Genomic DNA, 16,725 nt, shown 5'->3' with positions numbered 1-16,725 from the left:
CCTGTGTGACTAAATGAAAAAACACCCTTTTCATAGGGCGTTTTTTGATGTTTATTTTGAAATCAATTCACGAATTCTCTCTTCAATAGGTGTTAACGGCCGGCCTAGTAATGTTTCGAAATCTTGGCTTTCGACAGCTAATGCACCATCGCGAATGCCGCTTTGAATGGCTTTGACAAATGGCACTGCTTCTTTTGGTACACCATTTGAAGCTAAAAATTCTCCAAATGTATCTACATCTATTTTTTCTACTTTGATTTCTTTTCCGCTCACCTTGCTGACAATTTGTGCAAGTTCACTATGCGTCCGAAGAGGTCCTGACAGTTCATATATCTCCTGATCATGTACTGGAAGTGTTAACGCATTTGCTGCCGCTTCTGCGTAGTCATTTCTTGTTGCCCAGCCAACCTTTCCTTCGCCAATAGGGCTTAAAAATGGTGCGCCGCTGACTGACGCCAGAATCGTATCTTTTTCGTTTTCAACATACCAGTTGTTTCTTAAAAATACATGAGGAATGCCAGAGGCCAAAATGGCTTCTTCTGTTTTGGCATGGTCGTTTGCAAGGACAAGCTGACTCTCTCTTGCATTGACAACACTTGTATAAGCAATAAAACTCACATTTGCTGCTTTCGCCGCTTCGATTGCCGCTTTATGCTGCTGCACGCGGTCTCCATCCGCCGTTGAAATGATCAACAGACGGTCAATGCCCTCAAACGCTGATGTCAGGGTGTCTGGCTGAGTAAAATCTCCACGGCGTACATCCACCCCAGCATCCTTCAAATGTGCTGCTTTTTGCGGATTTCGAACACTGACTGCAATTTGTTCAGCCGGTACTTTTGTGAGCAAATGCTTGACGACGAGCGATCCAAGTTGTCCTGTTGCACCTGTTACTAATAATTTCATTTGTTTGACCTCCTCATTTTTCGTTCAACGGTGATGTGCATTCGTTATAATCGAAATGGTTACAACAAAGGTGTAAAAAAAGCTCCCATGTACGAGCTTTTTTATTCCGCCTCTGTTAATAATTGCTGAATTGTCACTTGCTTTAGGTAATTCTCAAGTGCAGCTTGTGCTTCTTTTAGTTCATGCCGAAGTCTCGTGTCCATCGCTTGACCAATCGGGCATGCGATGACGGGCTGATGAAAGTTAAACAATTCTTCATCCTCGCTTACATCCACAGCACGATACACATCTAACAGCGTAATATCTTCAGCTGCTCTTTTTAAATAAGCACCGCCTACTCCGCGGCGATTCTCAATGAGACCCGCTCGTTTGAGCATTGCCATCATTTTTCGAACAATGGCTGGATTTGAATTCACGCTCTCTGCAATAAAATCACTAGTACACTCTTTTGGAATACCTGCAATAAATGACACAATATGAACAGCAATCGGATACCTGCTGCTAATTTGTTTCACAATCTTTCACCACCGTTGTAATCAATATAGTTACAATAAGTGATTTTGTCAATCAATAAACGGATTTTTCTTTCGTTCCCAATCCTCATACGTCATGATATCGTAGTCTTCTCCTGTATCAAGTTCAAGTGGAGCAATGCATTCAAGCAGATTCTCATCTGGGTCAAGAAAATAGATCGCTGCATGAAATTGCGGCGGATTATCGAGAACTAAAGGCTGCTTTTCTTCTGAAAAACCAAACATTGGGTGAATGCTGATGCCTCTTTCAATCAGCCAAGTCTTGATCTGTTCGATACTAGACGTTGTAATTTGAAAGGCAACGTGCCGAGTCGAGGGATGGTATGGAAAATGGTTCATATCTACTTTCCACAGGCCAAGCCAGCTCTTTCCTTTCTCAATCCATAAAAAAGCAACTCGTTCATTTTCATGAGCAAGTGTCAATTCCAACTTTTCATAAAACGCAATAGATGCCTTCAAGTCACTCACAGGTAAATGTGCTTCATATAAACCTTTCATCATCATCAAAATCACTCCTTTTCTACCTTCTATTCTGCAGGAGTTGATGATATTCTGCCTCAGCAAAACGATGTATTTTATCCCTAACATTAGTTTGAGAGACATTGTATGTTTGACCCATTGCAGATGGGGGAAGGTGTTCAAATAAAATAACAGAAAGGAGCGGTTCATATGCCTTGGACGATGAACGATTATCCAGCTTCATTTCAATCATTAGACAACGTCATTCGAAAAAAAGCGCTTGAGATTGCCAATAAAATGATACAGGAAGGCTATGAGGAAAATAGAGCCATTCCCATTGCAATCAGTCAAGCGAAAGAGTGGAAAAAGAACGCAACGGAGAAAGAGGTAGAAAATTTCTCATCTCATGGTTCTGTCAAACCTTCTGAGGGCAGCAGCTCCGCAAGACCAGAGCTCATGGATCATGCGCAGCATGTAGTGAAGCACACGGAAGGCTGGGCGATTCAAACAGAGAAAGCGAAACGAGCAAGTGAGGTCAAAGAAACAAAACAAGAAGCAATTGACCGGGCAAAGGAGATTTCAGCTAATAAAGGAACATCCGTTGTCATTCACCGAAAAGATGGGACGATTCAGGACGTGTTAAAGCCGCAATAAGACCGCTCGTCAGCGGTCTTAGCGTGTAGACAAACCCTCGCATTTGGTGTCAGTCCTGCGTGCCGGTGCTCACGAATGTTAAATTCGCTCCGCTCCGGTACTCGTTTCTTCCTAGACTGCAAAGGTTTTCTATCACGCTGAAGGAAAACAAAAGGCTAAAATAAAGATCATTTTAGTCTTTTGTCAACAATTTAAGACCGCTTGTCAGCGGTCTTATTTTATGCATTCTTTTCTTTTTTCGCTGGTGTTTTTCTTTTCTTAGGCGCTGCTTTTTTCGCTTTGGCTGGTTTTGATCGGTCGATTGATGCCTGTAGTGCGGCCATTAAATCAGTCACATTGGATGCAGGATCTTTTTTGCCTGTCGTTTCTGGTTGAACGGTATGTTCTCCAGATATTTTATCGCCAATTAAATTCATCAGCTGTTCTCTGTATTCATCCTGATATGCCGCTGGATCGAATGTTGTGGTCAGCTGCTCGATTAAAAGGAGCGCTGTATCTAACTCTTTCTTGACAATGTTCTCCTCTTGGGGAATATTCGGTACATCTGATACTTGTCTAATTTCGTCAGGGAAATGAATGGTTTCCATCAGCAAAATATGTTCATAGCACCTAACGATCGCTAATTGCTCCTTTGAGCGGATCATAATTTTTGCCACACCAATTTTCCCCGATTCCTCTAAAGCTTTTCTTAATAATGAATAAGCCTTTGCTCCGCCGGTATCCGGTGATAAGAAATAACTTCTTTCATAATAGATTGGATCTATCTCTTCAATCTTTACAAAATCAATGATTTCAACGGCTTTTTCTTCATTTTCTTTTCGCAGTTTTTCTAGCTCTTCATCGTCCAATTCAATAAATTTATTTTTCGCATATTCATACGCCTTCACAATTTGTTCTGGCGCTACCTCTTCACCGCAATTGGCACATACTTTCTTGTAGTTAATGGGCGTGTGACACTCTTTATGCAGCTGTCTTAATTTAATGTCTTTGTTCTCTGTAGCGGTAAACAGCTTGACTGGAATATTGACCAATCCGAAACTAATGCCGCCTTTCCATACTGTATGCATCTCGCTTCCTCCGTTCTTTTCTCCTTACTATGTAATGTTTTCACCATACTTATGTATGTGATTGAAAATTTCATCCCACTCTAAGAACACATGATATAAGGAAGTGACATACACAATGAAACCTATGCGATTAACACCTGCACATGATATTCCTACCGGTGCAGACTGGGTGTATGAATTAAAATATGATGGCTTTCGGGCTATTCTTGTATGGGAAGAAGACGAGATTCGTTTAGAAAGCAGGACCGGAAAACAGCTAAATGAGCAATTTCCTGAAGTGATGGATCAGTGCGAACAATTAAGAGACGAATTTGCTCCCTTTTTACCACTGACACTTGACGGAGAATTGGTCTTTTTACTCAGTGAACAGCAAAGTGAATTTGCGAAGGTTCAGCAAAGAGGCCGGTTGAAAAACAAAGAAGCCATCCACAGACAGGCTGAACGATTTCCATGTCATTTCATTGCGTTTGATCTATTACGATGTAAAGGGAAACCTCTCGTTGATTTACCGTTGACGGAGAGAAAAAATCAGCTGCAGCAAGTTTTCCAAGACGCAAAGCTCCCTTCATCAGTTCAGCTGGAGCACCCTTCCCTTCTGCAGGTCATTCATTCAGACCCAGACTCTGAATACATGAAAAACTTGATGACAATGTATTTAGCAGAAGGATTAGTAGCGAAAAAAAAGACGAGTAAATGGCATGACAATACTCGTTCAAAAGAATGGCTGAAAATAAAAAACTGGCGGTATGTATCTGTCATTGTAACCCGTTTTGACAAAGAAAATGGCTATTTCCAAGGCTCCATTTATCAAGATTCAGCTCTCATCGAGGTTGTCCAATTCAAGCATGGATTTTCTAAAGAAGAAGAACAAACACTGCGCACGCTATTCCAGACAAAGGGCCAGTTAACAGGAGGATCATCATATGAAATCCCTCCTTCTATCGTTGCCAGCATTGCGTGTATATCCTTTGATGGATCGGCTTTAAGAGAGCCGCGTTTTTCTTCCTTTTTACTAGATGCAGATCCAGCAGCATGTACAATTCAGCAAATGCTCAAACAGCTGTATCCACTCCCTGCTGTTATAGATGTCACTCACCCTGAGAAACCCATTGTCCCGGCCCTTCAACTGAACAAGGCAGATTACTTACTTTATTTAAGACAAGTGGCTCCCTATCTTTTGCCCTTTTTACGTGAAAGGCGTCTTACTTTAATTCGGTATCCGCATGGCAGTGGAGACGAATTCTTTTATCAAAAGTCAACTCCTGATTATGCGCCGGATTTTGTTTTGACAGATGAAGTTGATGATATTTCTTACACGGTCTGTAATGATCCTCGTACGCTTCTTTGGCTTGGCAACCAGCTGGCGATGGAGTTTCATATCCCTTTTGAAACAAGAGATACCGATCGGCCGACAGAAATCGTCTTTGATCTGGACCCGCCATCTGTAAATGAGTTTCATCTAGCCATCGAAGCTGCTAAACGAATCAAAGCGCTTTTAGACGGACTTTTTCTCACAGCCTTTATTAAAACAAGCGGAGGTAAAGGGCTTCAAGTCTATATTCCTTTAAAGAAAAATGCCTTCACATACGAAGAAACAAGACAATTCACTGCGTTTATATGCCATTTTTTATGTGAGCAAGCACCGGATCTATTTACTCTGGAACGTCTTAAGAAAAATCGCGGCAATCGCTTGTATTTAGACTACATTCAGCATGATGCTGGAAAAACAATTATCGCTCCATATTCCCCGAGAGGAAATGAGCTTGGACTTGTTGCGACACCGCTTGAATGGGACGAACTCTATCATGATGAGCTTCATCCTACTCTTTTTACGATGCCAGCTGTCATAGAGCGTTTAAAGGAAAAAGGCGATCCGTTCCGCCGCATGAGGCACCTTGTGAACGATGATGCTTTTAGACAAGTCTTACATCAGCTTGCACACATGTGACCTTCTCATCAGATGGACATCCGCGGTCATGAAGCGTTACACTTATTCATTAGAGAGGAAGAAAGGGATGACGATTTTGACCGCACATTCATTTCGAAATACAGCTTTGATTTTCTTATGTCTTTCCGCAGGAATTGTGGATGTAATTGGCTATTTAAGCCTAGGGCATGTGTTTACAGCCAATATGACAGGTAATATTGTGCTGCTTGGCATTGCAGCAGGAAGCTCCTTGCAGCTAACGGCCCTGCATTCCATCATTGCTCTAAGTGGATTCGTTTTAGGGGTTTTACTTGCAGTTGTGGTAGGCGGGAAGCATGAGAAAGCGTTTTGGCCAAAAGCCGTGACACGCATTTTTATCATAGAAGTGATGATTTTGCTTCTATTTGCTCTCATGACCATTTTCCCTTATACACAAGGTGCTTACTTTATGCTGATCATCCTTTTAAGTATGGCCATGGGCATGCAGACAGCAGCCGCTCGTAAATTGAATGTTGCTGGCATTTCTACAACTGTTCTCACGAGTACACTCGCTAATCTATTTGAAGATGCAGCTCAGCGCATATCATACAGGGAAAAAAGAAAAGCTCCTATCCAGCTTGTCAGCTTGATGCGAATAGGCTCTATTGTCTTCTATTGCCTTGGTGCGGCTTTAGCTGCATACACAGATCGTTACGATCCGTTTATCATCATTTGGCTGCCGATCATCATTCTAGGCATCATTGTGATAACAGCTGGATTGAAGCACTTTCACCAATTGAAATAGCCTCTCTTTAGATGGCTATTTCAATTAATGTGATCTTACACTAATAACTCCTCACATAAAATCCAGGAGGGCGCCCCATGATGAACGTAGAACCATACGGATATCCAGAAAATGTCCCGAATCCCCCGTACCCGGGAAAACCGCCTAAGCCAGAGAACACACCTGGGCTCAAATAATACCCGCCAAAGCCGATATGGGAACCAACCGGACCAATATGTGCCCCGCCTCCGCTAAAACCGCCTCCATGAAAACCACCATAAACCCGTGGATACATACAATCACCTGCCTTCAAATCAGACCTTATCTCATCATATGCATGACAAAAGGGGCGGTGCTCCTGCTTTTTCTTTTCCTTCTATGTACATTAGACCAATTTGATAAAATTTGAATGAAAAGTCCTGCAAAAAATTAAATTAAGCAAAGAAAAGTGACCTTTTTAACTTGTTGCTCTGCCCTATGTTTATTTAGAATAATGGAGCAGGTAATAAATTTGCACACCCCCTTTGTTGCGAATTCTTCTTATTAAACGTTCTTGCAGCGTTTAATAAGAAGAGCCTATTAAAACACAAAAAACCCTTGCTGACGATATCAACAAGGGCGAGAGATACATGGTATTAACCACCAATGATTTTTTCTGCAACTTCAAATGAACCCGCAACGTTTTGCGATAGAACAGTCGCAGCGACCGCTAAACCGACAACAAATAATACTTTTAATCCTGTTTTCATCTTAAATCAACCCCATTCTTTTCATATGTAAATCCGCTTCTAAACTTTTGTTCAAGTAAAAAACAGACTGCTCATAAAGTGCTTGCTTTTCACAATATTTTGCTGCAAATTGTGATAGCTCTTTTACTTCATGATATTCATTCTTCTCTTCTAACTTTCTTAATTTCTCATCAATTTGCTGAAATCTTTGTGGCGCATGCGTTAAGTAAAGATCATGTACGATGCCTATTTTTAGCTGAAACACTTCATGCGAAGCATCCTTTATTCTGGCATATGCAGCCTCTATATATTGGCTTGCACGCTGCTTTTCACCAATCACACAGAGTTCCCGGCTGATCAGATACGTAGAATGGAAAAAGAAATCTGAATCATAGTACTCTTGATGGGACAGTGCTTTTTCAAGATGACGTATCGATTCCTTCGGTTTGTTCCAAAATGAATATAAAATGGCCACATTGTGATGAAGCTGAGCCAGCATAAAATCATCCTGCTCACTTGTCAAAACTTCTTCTGCCAGACGATAATTCTCAAGCGCCTCTTCATACCGGCCGATCTCTGTTAGATTCGCTGCTATAAGAGAGTATGAAAGGGCTGTTCTTCTTTCATACTGCTTGTGCCGCTTATAGACGTGGAGCGCTCTGCGGATATAGCTTAATGAGAGCATGATATGACTAAGCCGGTAGTAAAGCCATGCCACTTTAAAATCGAAATCAGCACGTTCTATCTCACTTGGAATTTTATCTAAGAGCTTTTCAGCACTTTGATACATTTGCAGTGCAACCTCATAATTACCTTGATGCTGCTCATACACACCCTCATAGAAATCGAAATAATAGGCAAGACGATTAGACAGGTCATCTTCTTTTTTTCCATAATGACCCTCTATACTTTTCGTTGAAACATTGCCCTTTTGCCCTCTTAAATTGTACATAAGAATGTGATGTCTTTTCTCAAGAAGAGAATAGTATATGAGGATATCCGCATCGTCAATTTCCTCTACTGCTTGTTTCGCTTTGGCAAATAACCGTTCTGCCTCATCTGCATGATCTTTTTTGATTTCCATGTTCCAGTCATTTAATAATGATGCCAATTCCGCAACAGGAACTTTGCTCATTCTACACCCCCAATCACCTTCAGCTGCAGCACATGATTTCACTAAATATGGAACTTCTATTAGCAATTGCTAATTCGTCCATTTGACATCATTTTAATATGAATCACTTGAATCTTCAATAACCGTTTCCAATGAAAATGCGTTTCTTTCTTCTAGTCAATGATATTTGCCTAAAAATTTAGCCTTTTTTTAAAAAAGAACATCTCAAAATGAAAAAAGCCCTTTTTGGGGCTTTTTGATCTTATTCCAATCGTATGATGGTTAATGCCGCTCCAACCGATCCTCCTCCAAGTAAGACAACTGTTGCGATCACTCCGAAAATTTGGAGAGAAATTTGGTTACCTGCTGTAAGCGTTGTAATAAGTGATACATTGTAGGTAGATGCCGATAAAGCGGGTGATAAAATAGAGCCTGGAATGGCAGATCCGCTGTTGACAATCCTCGTTCCAGCAAGCAGTGCTACGCTTGTGTTCACTTGATACGTGATGAAATAGCGACCTGAGACTGGCACTGTAAATACCGTATTTCCACCACTTGCCGTAAAACCATCTAAAGTCTGATTATTAGACAAAGAAACAGCTGTTCCGCCTAAGACAACGAGAACTGTACTTCCCGACGTATTGGACGCGTACATTGAGTTAGCCGTTACACTTGTTCCGGTTGGACCGGTTGCTCCCGTTGGACCCGTTACTCCCGTCGAGCCGGTGGCTCCGGTTGGACCGGTTACTCCCGTTGGACCCGTTGCTCCCGTTGGGCCTGTTACTCCCGTTGGACCGGTTATTCCCGTCGAGCCGGTGGCTCCGGTTGGACCGGTTACTCCCGTTGGACCCGTTGCTCCCGTTGAGCCGGTGGCTCCAGTTGGACCTGTTACTCCCGTCGAGCCGGTTGCTCCAGTTGGACCTGTTACTCCCATTGAGCCGGTGGCTCCAGTTGGACCTGTTACTCCCGTCGAGCCGGTTGCTCCAGTTGGACCTGTTACTCCCATTGAGCCGGTTGCTCCCGTTGGACCTGTTGCTCCCGTTGGGCCGGTTACTCCCGTTGAGCCGGTGGCTCCCGTTGGGCCGGTTACTCCCGTTGGACCGGTTATTCCCGTCGAGCCGGTGGCTCCCGTTGGACCCGTTGCTCCCGTTGGGCCGGTTACTCCCGTTGGGCCGGTTACTCCCGTTGGGCCGGTGGCTCCCGTTGGACCTGTTACTCCCGTTGGACCGGTTACTCCCGTTGAGCCTGTTGCTCCGGTTGGACCCGTTGCTCCGGTTGGACCCGTTATACCTCCACACATATTAAGTTGGGCGCACATGTCTCTCACTACTTTCAATCTGTGGAATCTTCAAGACATACACACTAATACTGATAATTGAGAGAAAAAGAAACGACAATACTTCCAGTCGAGGTCCCGCCAGTAGCTACAATCCCAATGGAGTTCAGGTCATTAAGCGTAATGGATTGACTCTCCCCTGGAGGTACTGTGAAATCTGGAACAGCCGCACCGTTTACCTCTAATGTCACAGTAGGTGCTACAGCTGCGATCCCATTGTTTTCCACCATAATGGTCCCGTTTATGACAAATGGTGTTCCGTCTGTCCAGACAACAACTGCATCAGCTGCTGCTGCTAAATCGACCGTGAAGCATACTGCATCATTCACAAAGCCTGTTTGCTCATTACTACACCCGCCTAAAATAGCCATTATAACCCTCCTTCAACCTATTCTTGATAGACTATGATCTAGTGATCTACGAAGATTGTGCGATTATCCCAAACTTAAAGCCTTATTTTCTTCCTTTGTACCACGTTTAATTGTATTTCTAATCGCGCTTGCACGTTTTCAGTAGCTTGATTCTTTAAAATCAACATCATATCTTTCACCGTAACCGCCCGGCTTTCTCCCTTTTGGACACAGATGTCATGACATGTTTTTTTTGTTTGAATGGTGATAGAAACTGGCACATTTTGATCATCATGATGATGCAAAACCACTGTTGCTGTATTCAGTAATTTTGTTCCATTACGCCATATTTCAACCGAACTGGACGATGCTGAAAAACAAAGAAGGATGTGATGAGATTCAATGTTCTTTAATATGAGCGCATCATATACAGGCAGCTTCACTTTCATCAATCCGCATAAAAAAGACAGGTCGACAAGGATTTTTGAGCTGGATCGATACAAGACTTTCTGACAGCACGACGATCTCATGCAGCACGGAACAAGAAGCTCTAACACCACACAATTCTGTTCTTCATTGATGGAAATCAAAGAAAAATAACAAGTCTTAAATATACTTCTCTCAAAGAACACCCATGAGTAGAAAGGTTCCCCATCTTCCATGATGAGCAAAAAAGGAGAACTCAATGAACGTTTGTGAGTAAAGCCATCATTTTTTTTTTGATTGTTTATCTCTTTCAGTTTACTCATCAACAGTTTTGTCACTTTCCATCAGCCCAATTCAATGCTGTATACAAATCCATATGGTCTTTTATCATATGTGCCTTTGACTATTTTGTGCGATTGCCTAAGGACCATCGGCACCAGTCATCAGCGCAGCTTTTCATTTATCCAGTTTCTTTATATAATATGATCAATCACTTACACGCCTCAGTAGCTCTAGAAGGGAAGAGCGCCGTAAAACAAATTGTAGCTGGCGGGTCGCAAGGCAAGGGTTTCAGAAGCACCGAAAAGCACAAGAGCTGAGACAGGTGAAATTCCTGTCGGTGAAATTCCGTAGGGAAGCGTGTTGCCCCTAGCCTATGCTTACGAAAGGAGTGCGGGTTCGAATCCCGTCTGAGGCTTATGAGGTCGATGGAAATGGAGGATAAACATCATGCATGTGTTTGAAGAATATATCAGCAACATCGGTAACCCCGAGCTGAAACAGCACACTCAAGACATCTTACAATGGGTAGAAGACACATTCCCTCAATTAGAGCCAAGAATTGCTTGGAATCAGCCTATGTTCACAGATCACGGCACATTTATTATTGGATTTAGCGTCGCAAAACATCACATTTCTGTCGCACCAGAAGGAAAAGGAATTGATCAATTTTCAGCTGACATTGTACAAGCTGGGTACGATCATGGAAAAAAGATGTTCCGCATGAAAGAAAGTCTGCCAGTTGATTATCCTCTACTGAAAAAAATCATCGAATTTAATATCGAAGACAAAGCGGATTGTTCAACGTTTTGGCGAAAATAAACAGTACCCCGATCTCAGCCGTTAACAGATCGGGGTATTTTACTACTTCATGTTATTTTGTTCTCTTCCCTACCAATTTCTGTTCAAGCCACTCATAACATGACAAGATGGAATTAACACTTTTTTGAAATATAGGCAAATATACAACAGCGGCTGCTGTTAAACACGCTATAGCAGCTCCTGCGAAGACATCAAATGGATAATGAACACCTACCCAAATCCTTGAAAATCCAACAGCACACGCAATGATCAGCCAATAAAAATGGCGTTTATGAAACAGCCAAAAGATCAGGCAAATCGAAAAAATAAAGATCGTATGATCACTCGGAAACGAGTTATTCACTTCCTTTTGAATCAAAAGATTGACGTGGCTCATTTCTGCAAAGGGCTGCTGATTGAAATAAAACACCCCTGCGATTTTCCCGAGTAACTCTGCCAATATGAAGGTCAGTCCAGCAGAAACGACCATCGCCCTATTGTACCTGCTGCGATTTTGAAACCATACAAACAGACACATGAGTGCTGCCAGCAGCACTGTATATTCAGCTAGTCCAATAAATATCGGATTCAAGGAACCATAATCAATACTGAGCTGATTCACCCACCTAAATAAATCTTCATTAAATTCCCGCATCTCATTTCATCCCTTTTTACTTGATTTACGATAAGGATAATGGAAATGAGATGTCTACCTCCATCGATCGAACGAATAAACTATGGAATCATATGACAGGTTTGTCACTTTGCTGTCACTTGAACATCATGTACTAACTAAAAACTCATCAAAGGCTATTAAATCACAGGAACAAAACTGTTATAATAGAACATAAGTTTGCATTTTATCAAAAAGGGGTTACTGCATATGATCAAAACGGTAGACGGTAATATATTAGAGGCAAGCGAAGACATCATTTGTCACCAGGTGAACTGTAAAGGAGTTATGGGAGCTGGATTAGCGAAACAGATCAAAAGCAAATATCCGAATGTGTACAAAGATTATAAACAGTTATGTACAGAACAAGGAGATGACTTGCTAAGCTCCATTCAACTCATCAGAACAAAAGATGGAAAAACAATTGCCAACCTATTTGCCCAAGCTGGGTATGGAAGAACAAGAAAGCAAACTGACTACGATGCTTTACGCAGCTGCTTTCAACACCTAAAGGATACAGTTACACAATCACCTGAAGAGAAAAACCAAACGTCCATCGCCATTCCATACGGGATCGGCTGCGGCTTGGCCGGTGGCGATTGGACGATTGTTGAAGAGATGATTGAAGAGGAACTGGGTGATTGTGAAGTGACGTTTTATCGGTTTAGATAATGGAAATGAGTTTCTTATGAAAAATATATAACAAATACCCTCCTTAATTCGGAAGGTATTCTGCGTTAGTTATCGTCTTTATTTTTTATATAATTTAATATGGCTTCTTTATCTTCTTCATCGTCGGGTAAAAATCCGAACGTTTCATATTCCCAAACTGCTATTCTTTGTACATTGTCTATGCCTAATGAATAAACATCATCATATCCATACTCAATAGAGAATTTCCCTTTATAATCTAATTGGAGGGTAGCTGTTGTCCAAGCACCTAAATCATTTTGTATATATGCCTTTTTCAATGCTTCAAAAATTTCACTAAGTTCGTATAATAAGTGGATGTATGTTGACTTACTTACACTATATTTATGAGGAATTTGATGTCCATTAACATATTCATTTCCATTTTGTTCTTTAAAATAAAACACTATCTCAGCCGAATCATCAAGTATTTCTGCATACATCCAAACTTTATCCCAATCACATGGTATTAATTCATTAATTGATTCTGCTATTTTTTTATAATTTATTTCTAATTCTTCCATTGGGTTTTAACCTCCAGGTTGATTCTTAATAAATACTTGAGAATAACGTTCTCCAATTTTATACTCCACAGAGAAACTAACAGGTCGTAATGAATCTCCCTTATAGATAGGTTCAATGCTCACTGCTACTTGTTTAGGTGGATTTGAATTCAAGGCTTTCAACCACCGTTGCTCCATGGTGTACCATTTCCCGCCGCTTCGATTAATCTGTGAATTCATTGGAAGTAGGTTATCAATATCGCCTGATCCTTTAAAAATAGACGCAATTAAATGACCTCCGTCATCATCCAGTAATCGATCAGGCTTTCCTGAATTGGATTGGGCATATTGGTTTCTTTTGACCTCTCCGTATTTTAAATCACTTGCTTCGACTTTGACAATACGTCCGTAGTGATCGGTTGTGTAGGTGTAGCCTTGCTTTGTTGAATAAACAACATTTGGTTTTAGCACTTTTTTACGTTTCCATCTCACATAATGATCTCCGTAACTGACAACAGTTGGTGGTGATTTTGGTGCTGGTAATCGTCTGCCTGTCTTAGAGATACCATATCCTGAATTGTTGTCTAGTCGCTTTGCCATAGAGAGGAGTTTATTTTTGAGATTTTCTCCGTCAAACACGTTATACGGCAGCTTCGGGCCGCCAGCCATTTGAAATTTTGGTGAGTATGGCAATAGATTCGGAATAGAAACTCTGTCTAATGATTTTGCTCCTTGTTCAAGGCCTTTCTTCACCGTTGTTTTTGCCGCTGTTGTCCCCGTTTTTGTAATGGCTCCTGCACCTTTAGAACCAAAGACAATTTCTGCTAGAGAACCAGTCGCATAGGCAAACCAGTGTGATCGAGAATATGCATCACCATCAATGACTTCTTTTTGGAATGAGTCTGAAATCGACTTTCCAATCGCTTTCGATGTTTCAATTGGATGGGAAACAGCCGTTACGACCGATTCAACGGCACCTCCAGGATCTGTCACAAGATCATAGATGCCAACTACTGTATCTTTGGCTACATCATATAGACCTACTGCTGCACCTTTTACAACATCAACGAACCCCTCTGAGGCTTCTTCCTGCGCTTTGATCTGGAGAAGCTGGCTGTAATACATTTTTTGATCGTAAGAAAGATTCTCATAACCAATTTCGTCTACAATCTCAAAGTATTTCTCTTCTGATAAACAAGAAGGATCGTTGAGCTTTTCCTTCAATTCTTTGATTCTTCGTTTCTCTTTTTCTTCTTTTTTCACTTTTAAATATGCTTTCACCTGTGCATCGATTTTATTATGATTCTTGTACACATCTGTCTCATGAAATGCTTTTGCATCGTAATACATGGGCTGCGCATTTTTTCCTTTTCCTGTAGCAGCCATCATCTTTGCATAAAAAGTTGAGAGGTGTTTTTCAATCGCTTCTGATTTTGCGTATTCTGTTTTTAGCTCATGATCTATTTTATGTAAAGCCTCAATTGCATCTTTTCTTTTTTTGTTCGCATCATCTAAATGCTCATTGACCTCTTTACTTGAAAATACATTCAGTTCTATGAGATCACTGATGTCGTCAAAAATAGTGGATAGGGCTTCTTTTTGTTCCTTGACCATATCCTTATTGTTTTGAATGCCTTGTTTCAATTGAGCATCTAAAAAGTGCTCATCAATAAATGTACTTCCGCCTAACGATTCATCATCAAGCTTTCCTTTTACCCCATCTAAAAACGCTTTTTGCAAATCAATAAAGTCAAGATAAGTATCTGTGTAAAGCGCAAGATCTTCATAAAAGGCCTTGATATTGTCTGCACCTTTTCCAGTAAATTCATCACCTAATCCCGACACACTTTTTAATGCTTTTTTCACATGCTGCATTTCGTCTCGAAGCTCCTGATAGACTTTTGACCTTTGTTCGACAGCTGAAAGTAAAGATGGAGCATCTAATATTTTCATATAAAAAAGACTCCTTTTATGGCGTATTCTTTTACTAGAATACCATAAGGAGTCTGACACTTTAATCCACTTTATCGTTTTTTAACCAATTATCCTCCAGAGCTCCCTCTTGATGCGACGGTTTGGACATCATCATGTTGAGGTTGAATGAAACCATTTGTAAAGAAAAGTGTACCTAATGCTACCACAGCTATTGATAATGGAATAAAAAAAGACTTTTTCATTTAATTCACTCCTTTTCCTACAAATTGACTTGCATGTAAGGCTCTTTTATAATAACTCAATGATTGTTGCAACAAGCCTTTTTCCTCTAAATATTTCGCCACATCAACCAAGATTTCCTCTAAATCAACCCAAACTCTTCTTTCTTCAAGCTCTGCACACAAATTACTGATATTGGCTTGTTGAGTTTCATTTGTTTCATATAATAGTTCTTTTAACAATTTAAATTTAATTTGAAAAATGTGATGGTTCACTTGTTCCGACAAAGAAATGCCTAGATCAACCCATTCAATCACTTCATTGCTTTGATTTGATACTTCTATTCTGGCTAGTTCATATAAACATCTCATTTTTAATAACATTTGTTTCTCAATTTCTTCATAACTCAGTGTGCGTCTAAAAAATGCAGATGCTTTCTCAGCATTCTCTCTTTTGCTTTCCAAAAAACCCATGCTGTAATAGAGATGAATAATTAAATGATTGTCATTGATACTTCGGATCATGTTCTCTGCTTCGTTAAAAAGTTCACTTGCTTTCTCATATTCAAATTGATCGATTAAGTTCAGCGCATGCAGCATTCTACAGTTAATTTGTCTATTGATATATGATTCATGTGCATTAAATGTGTCACAAGCAATTTGAGCATGATATTTAGATAAGAAAGTCATTTTCAAATCATAAAATAGAACAGCTAGTTTATAATGAAATTCTGCTTTTTCTATTTCATCATCAACATAAGCCAACTTCTTCTCAGCTATTCTGAAATAACTTAGCGCCTTATCATAATCTTGTAAGTAGTCATGATAGATCCCATTATAGAAATAGAAGTAATAGGACATGAGTTTGTTTGTCTTCTCTTCTTTTTCGTCTGGTGCATTCCTCTCAAAGAATGGTTTATCTAGGTTTTTGCTAATATTCTGAAGTTTCAGCTTAAGTCTAAAGCTTAAAAGTTGATAATACAAAAGAACATCTTGATTTTCTTCCATTTGCTCGATTGCCTTGTCTATGTCATCTTGCATTTCAATAGCTGCCGACAAATCCCCTTTTTGTATGGCAAGATTCCAGGTGTTTAACATGTTTCCTACCTCCTGAGAGGCAATTAATTCTGTCATCCCTTTACCCCCTTCTAAGCAAATCCCTTATAATATTTTAACACTAGATTTACAACATATGTAAAGACAAACTGTCCCTAATAGAAATTTTCGGTATCCCGCAAATACATTGAATGAGTGACTTTAGAATCGCTGATTAGAAGTGACAAGCAACTGAACGAATTCTGAGTTCTTTTAGAAGGGCTACGCTAAAAGTGGAATTCACAAAATGTTATTTTAATGCCTACCACAA

At 40.5% G+C, this 16,725-nt stretch carries 18 protein-coding genes; 5 read left to right on the top strand and 13 right to left on the bottom strand.

All coding sequences use genetic code 11. From position 1 onward, the window contains the following. Positions 1-51: 51 nt before the first annotated feature. The 3 genes from MHI46_RS08750 to MHI46_RS08740 all read right to left on the bottom strand — a co-directional run bounded on the left by MHI46_RS08750 (position 52) and on the right by MHI46_RS08740 (position 1,940). The gene (locus MHI46_RS08750; RefSeq protein ID WP_269773042.1) at positions 52-903 is read right to left on the bottom strand and encodes an SDR family oxidoreductase; all 852 of its coding nucleotides are present in this window, start codon (positions 901-903) and stop codon (positions 52-54) included. 101 nt (positions 904-1,004) lie between these two features. After that, positions 1,005-1,418, bottom strand: a complete 414-nt coding sequence (locus tag MHI46_RS08745) for an Rrf2 family transcriptional regulator (RefSeq protein WP_342503223.1) — start codon at positions 1,416-1,418, stop codon at positions 1,005-1,007. A 48-nt stretch (positions 1,419-1,466) separates the two neighbouring features. Further along, positions 1,467-1,940 carry a VOC family protein gene (locus tag MHI46_RS08740; RefSeq protein WP_052196523.1) on the bottom strand — a complete coding sequence of 158 codons (474 nt, stop codon included), beginning with the start codon at positions 1,938-1,940 and terminating at the stop codon, positions 1,467-1,469. Positions 1,941-2,105: 165 nt separating this feature from the next. On the opposite strand from MHI46_RS08740, the gene MHI46_RS08735 reads away from it, so the two are divergent. Then, positions 2,106-2,549: a DUF2188 domain-containing protein gene (locus tag MHI46_RS08735; protein ID WP_058838212.1), complete on the top strand. Its 444-nt coding sequence runs from the start codon at positions 2,106-2,108 to the stop codon at positions 2,547-2,549. 218 nt (positions 2,550-2,767) lie between these two features. Here the strand turns inward: MHI46_RS08735 and MHI46_RS08730 are convergent, their stop codons facing one another. Beyond that, entirely contained in the window at positions 2,768-3,616 is an 849-nt protein-coding gene (locus MHI46_RS08730) for a Ku protein (protein ID WP_048240214.1), read from the bottom strand. A gap of 115 nt (positions 3,617-3,731) precedes the next feature. Here MHI46_RS08730 and MHI46_RS08725 point away from each other — a divergent pair, with 115 nt between their 5' ends. Beyond that, entirely contained in the window at positions 3,732-5,564 is a 1,833-nt protein-coding gene (locus MHI46_RS08725; RefSeq protein WP_260775970.1) for a DNA ligase D, read from the top strand. Positions 5,565-5,631: 67 nt separating this feature from the next. Further along, positions 5,632-6,327, top strand: a complete 696-nt coding sequence (locus MHI46_RS08720) for a YoaK family protein (protein ID WP_126681889.1) — start codon at positions 5,632-5,634, stop codon at positions 6,325-6,327. A 729-nt stretch (positions 6,328-7,056) separates the two neighbouring features. Here the strand turns inward: MHI46_RS08720 and MHI46_RS08715 are convergent. The 4 genes from MHI46_RS08715 to MHI46_RS08700 all read right to left on the bottom strand — a co-directional run bounded on the left by MHI46_RS08715 (position 7,057) and on the right by MHI46_RS08700 (position 10,583). Further along, positions 7,057-8,169 (bottom strand): tetratricopeptide repeat protein, encoded by a 1,113-nt coding sequence (locus tag MHI46_RS08715; RefSeq protein ID WP_039178848.1) that lies wholly within the window; start codon positions 8,167-8,169, stop codon positions 7,057-7,059. Between the two features lie 241 nt (positions 8,170-8,410). After that, entirely contained in the window at positions 8,411-9,466 is a 1,056-nt protein-coding gene (locus MHI46_RS08710; protein WP_313902623.1) for a collagen-like protein, read from the bottom strand. A 44-nt stretch (positions 9,467-9,510) separates the two neighbouring features. Then, complete coding sequence (locus MHI46_RS08705) at positions 9,511-9,855, bottom strand: S-Ena type endospore appendage (RefSeq protein WP_047203956.1); 345 nt, start codon at positions 9,853-9,855, stop codon at positions 9,511-9,513. Between the two features lie 74 nt (positions 9,856-9,929). Then, on the bottom strand, positions 9,930-10,583 hold the full coding sequence (locus MHI46_RS08700; RefSeq protein WP_260775969.1) for a CotZ-related putative spore coat protein: 654 nt from the start codon (positions 10,581-10,583) through the stop codon (positions 9,930-9,932). Between the two features lie 406 nt (positions 10,584-10,989). Between MHI46_RS08700 and MHI46_RS08695 the strand changes: the two genes are divergently transcribed. Further along, positions 10,990-11,361 carry an iron chaperone gene (locus tag MHI46_RS08695; protein ID WP_260775968.1) on the top strand — a complete coding sequence of 124 codons (372 nt, stop codon included), beginning with the start codon at positions 10,990-10,992 and terminating at the stop codon, positions 11,359-11,361. Between the two features lie 52 nt (positions 11,362-11,413). On the opposite strand, the gene MHI46_RS08690 is transcribed toward MHI46_RS08695, so the two are convergent. Next, positions 11,414-11,995 carry an undecaprenyl-diphosphatase gene (locus MHI46_RS08690; RefSeq protein ID WP_260775967.1) on the bottom strand — a complete coding sequence of 194 codons (582 nt, stop codon included), beginning with the start codon at positions 11,993-11,995 and terminating at the stop codon, positions 11,414-11,416. Positions 11,996-12,223: 228 nt separating this feature from the next. On the opposite strand from MHI46_RS08690, the gene MHI46_RS08685 reads away from it, so the two are divergent. Then, positions 12,224-12,685, top strand: a complete 462-nt coding sequence (locus MHI46_RS08685) for a macro domain-containing protein (protein ID WP_260775966.1) — start codon at positions 12,224-12,226, stop codon at positions 12,683-12,685. A gap of 65 nt (positions 12,686-12,750) precedes the next feature. On the opposite strand, the gene MHI46_RS08680 is transcribed toward MHI46_RS08685, so the two are convergent. From MHI46_RS08680 to MHI46_RS08665, 4 genes are all read right to left on the bottom strand, one after another. Next, entirely contained in the window at positions 12,751-13,227 is a 477-nt protein-coding gene (locus MHI46_RS08680; protein WP_260775965.1) for an antitoxin YezG family protein, read from the bottom strand. A 6-nt stretch (positions 13,228-13,233) separates the two neighbouring features. Then, the gene (locus tag MHI46_RS08675; protein ID WP_260775964.1) at positions 13,234-15,159 is read right to left on the bottom strand and encodes a T7SS effector LXG polymorphic toxin; all 1,926 of its coding nucleotides are present in this window, start codon (positions 15,157-15,159) and stop codon (positions 13,234-13,236) included. 89 nt (positions 15,160-15,248) lie between these two features. After that, positions 15,249-15,383: a hypothetical protein gene (locus MHI46_RS08670; RefSeq protein ID WP_254966822.1), complete on the bottom strand. Its 135-nt coding sequence runs from the start codon at positions 15,381-15,383 to the stop codon at positions 15,249-15,251. After that, entirely contained in the window at positions 15,384-16,493 is a 1,110-nt protein-coding gene (locus tag MHI46_RS08665) for a hypothetical protein (RefSeq protein ID WP_260775963.1), read from the bottom strand. Between the last annotated feature and the right edge of the window lie 232 nt (positions 16,494-16,725).

It is taken from the genome of Bacillus sp. FSL K6-1000, assembly GCF_038630785.1.
GTDB lineage: Bacteria > Bacillota > Bacilli > Bacillales > Bacillaceae > Bacillus > Bacillus safensis.
Note: the sequence above shows the minus strand (reverse complement) of the source record. Positions and strands in the feature narration are given on the sequence as shown.

What these genes read in the sequence shown, in the direction of transcription:
- MHI46_RS08750 (WP_269773042.1), bottom strand. Translation starts at nt 903, where the DNA reads ATGAAATTATTAGTAACAGGTGCAACAGGACAACTTGGATCGCTCGTC.
- MHI46_RS08740 (WP_052196523.1), bottom strand. Translation starts at nt 1,940, where the DNA reads ATGATGATGAAAGGTTTATATGAAGCACATTTACCTGTGAGTGACTTG.
- MHI46_RS08735 (WP_058838212.1), top strand. Translation starts at nt 2,106, where the DNA reads ATGCCTTGGACGATGAACGATTATCCAGCTTCATTTCAATCATTAGAC.
- MHI46_RS08730 (WP_048240214.1), bottom strand. Translation starts at nt 3,616, where the DNA reads ATGCATACAGTATGGAAAGGCGGCATTAGTTTCGGATTGGTCAATATT.
- MHI46_RS08725 (WP_260775970.1), top strand. Translation starts at nt 3,732, where the DNA reads ATGAAACCTATGCGATTAACACCTGCACATGATATTCCTACCGGTGCA.
- MHI46_RS08720 (WP_126681889.1), top strand. Translation starts at nt 5,632, where the DNA reads ATGACGATTTTGACCGCACATTCATTTCGAAATACAGCTTTGATTTTC.
- MHI46_RS08715 (WP_039178848.1), bottom strand. Translation starts at nt 8,169, where the DNA reads ATGAGCAAAGTTCCTGTTGCGGAATTGGCATCATTATTAAATGACTGG.
- MHI46_RS08710 (WP_313902623.1), bottom strand. Translation starts at nt 9,466, where the DNA reads ATGTGCGCCCAACTTAATATGTGTGGAGGTATAACGGGTCCAACCGGA.
- MHI46_RS08705 (WP_047203956.1), bottom strand. Translation starts at nt 9,855, where the DNA reads ATGGCTATTTTAGGCGGGTGTAGTAATGAGCAAACAGGCTTTGTGAAT.
- MHI46_RS08700 (WP_260775969.1), bottom strand. Translation starts at nt 10,583, where the DNA reads ATGAGTAAACTGAAAGAGATAAACAATCAAAAAAAAAATGATGGCTTT.
- MHI46_RS08695 (WP_260775968.1), top strand. Translation starts at nt 10,990, where the DNA reads ATGCATGTGTTTGAAGAATATATCAGCAACATCGGTAACCCCGAGCTG.
- MHI46_RS08690 (WP_260775967.1), bottom strand. Translation starts at nt 11,995, where the DNA reads ATGCGGGAATTTAATGAAGATTTATTTAGGTGGGTGAATCAGCTCAGT.
- MHI46_RS08685 (WP_260775966.1), top strand. Translation starts at nt 12,224, where the DNA reads ATGATCAAAACGGTAGACGGTAATATATTAGAGGCAAGCGAAGACATC.
- MHI46_RS08680 (WP_260775965.1), bottom strand. Translation starts at nt 13,227, where the DNA reads ATGGAAGAATTAGAAATAAATTATAAAAAAATAGCAGAATCAATTAAT.
- MHI46_RS08675 (WP_260775964.1), bottom strand. Translation starts at nt 15,159, where the DNA reads ATGAAAATATTAGATGCTCCATCTTTACTTTCAGCTGTCGAACAAAGG.
- MHI46_RS08670 (WP_254966822.1), bottom strand. Translation starts at nt 15,383, where the DNA reads ATGAAAAAGTCTTTTTTTATTCCATTATCAATAGCTGTGGTAGCATTA.
- MHI46_RS08665 (WP_260775963.1), bottom strand. Translation starts at nt 16,493, where the DNA reads ATGACAGAATTAATTGCCTCTCAGGAGGTAGGAAACATGTTAAACACC.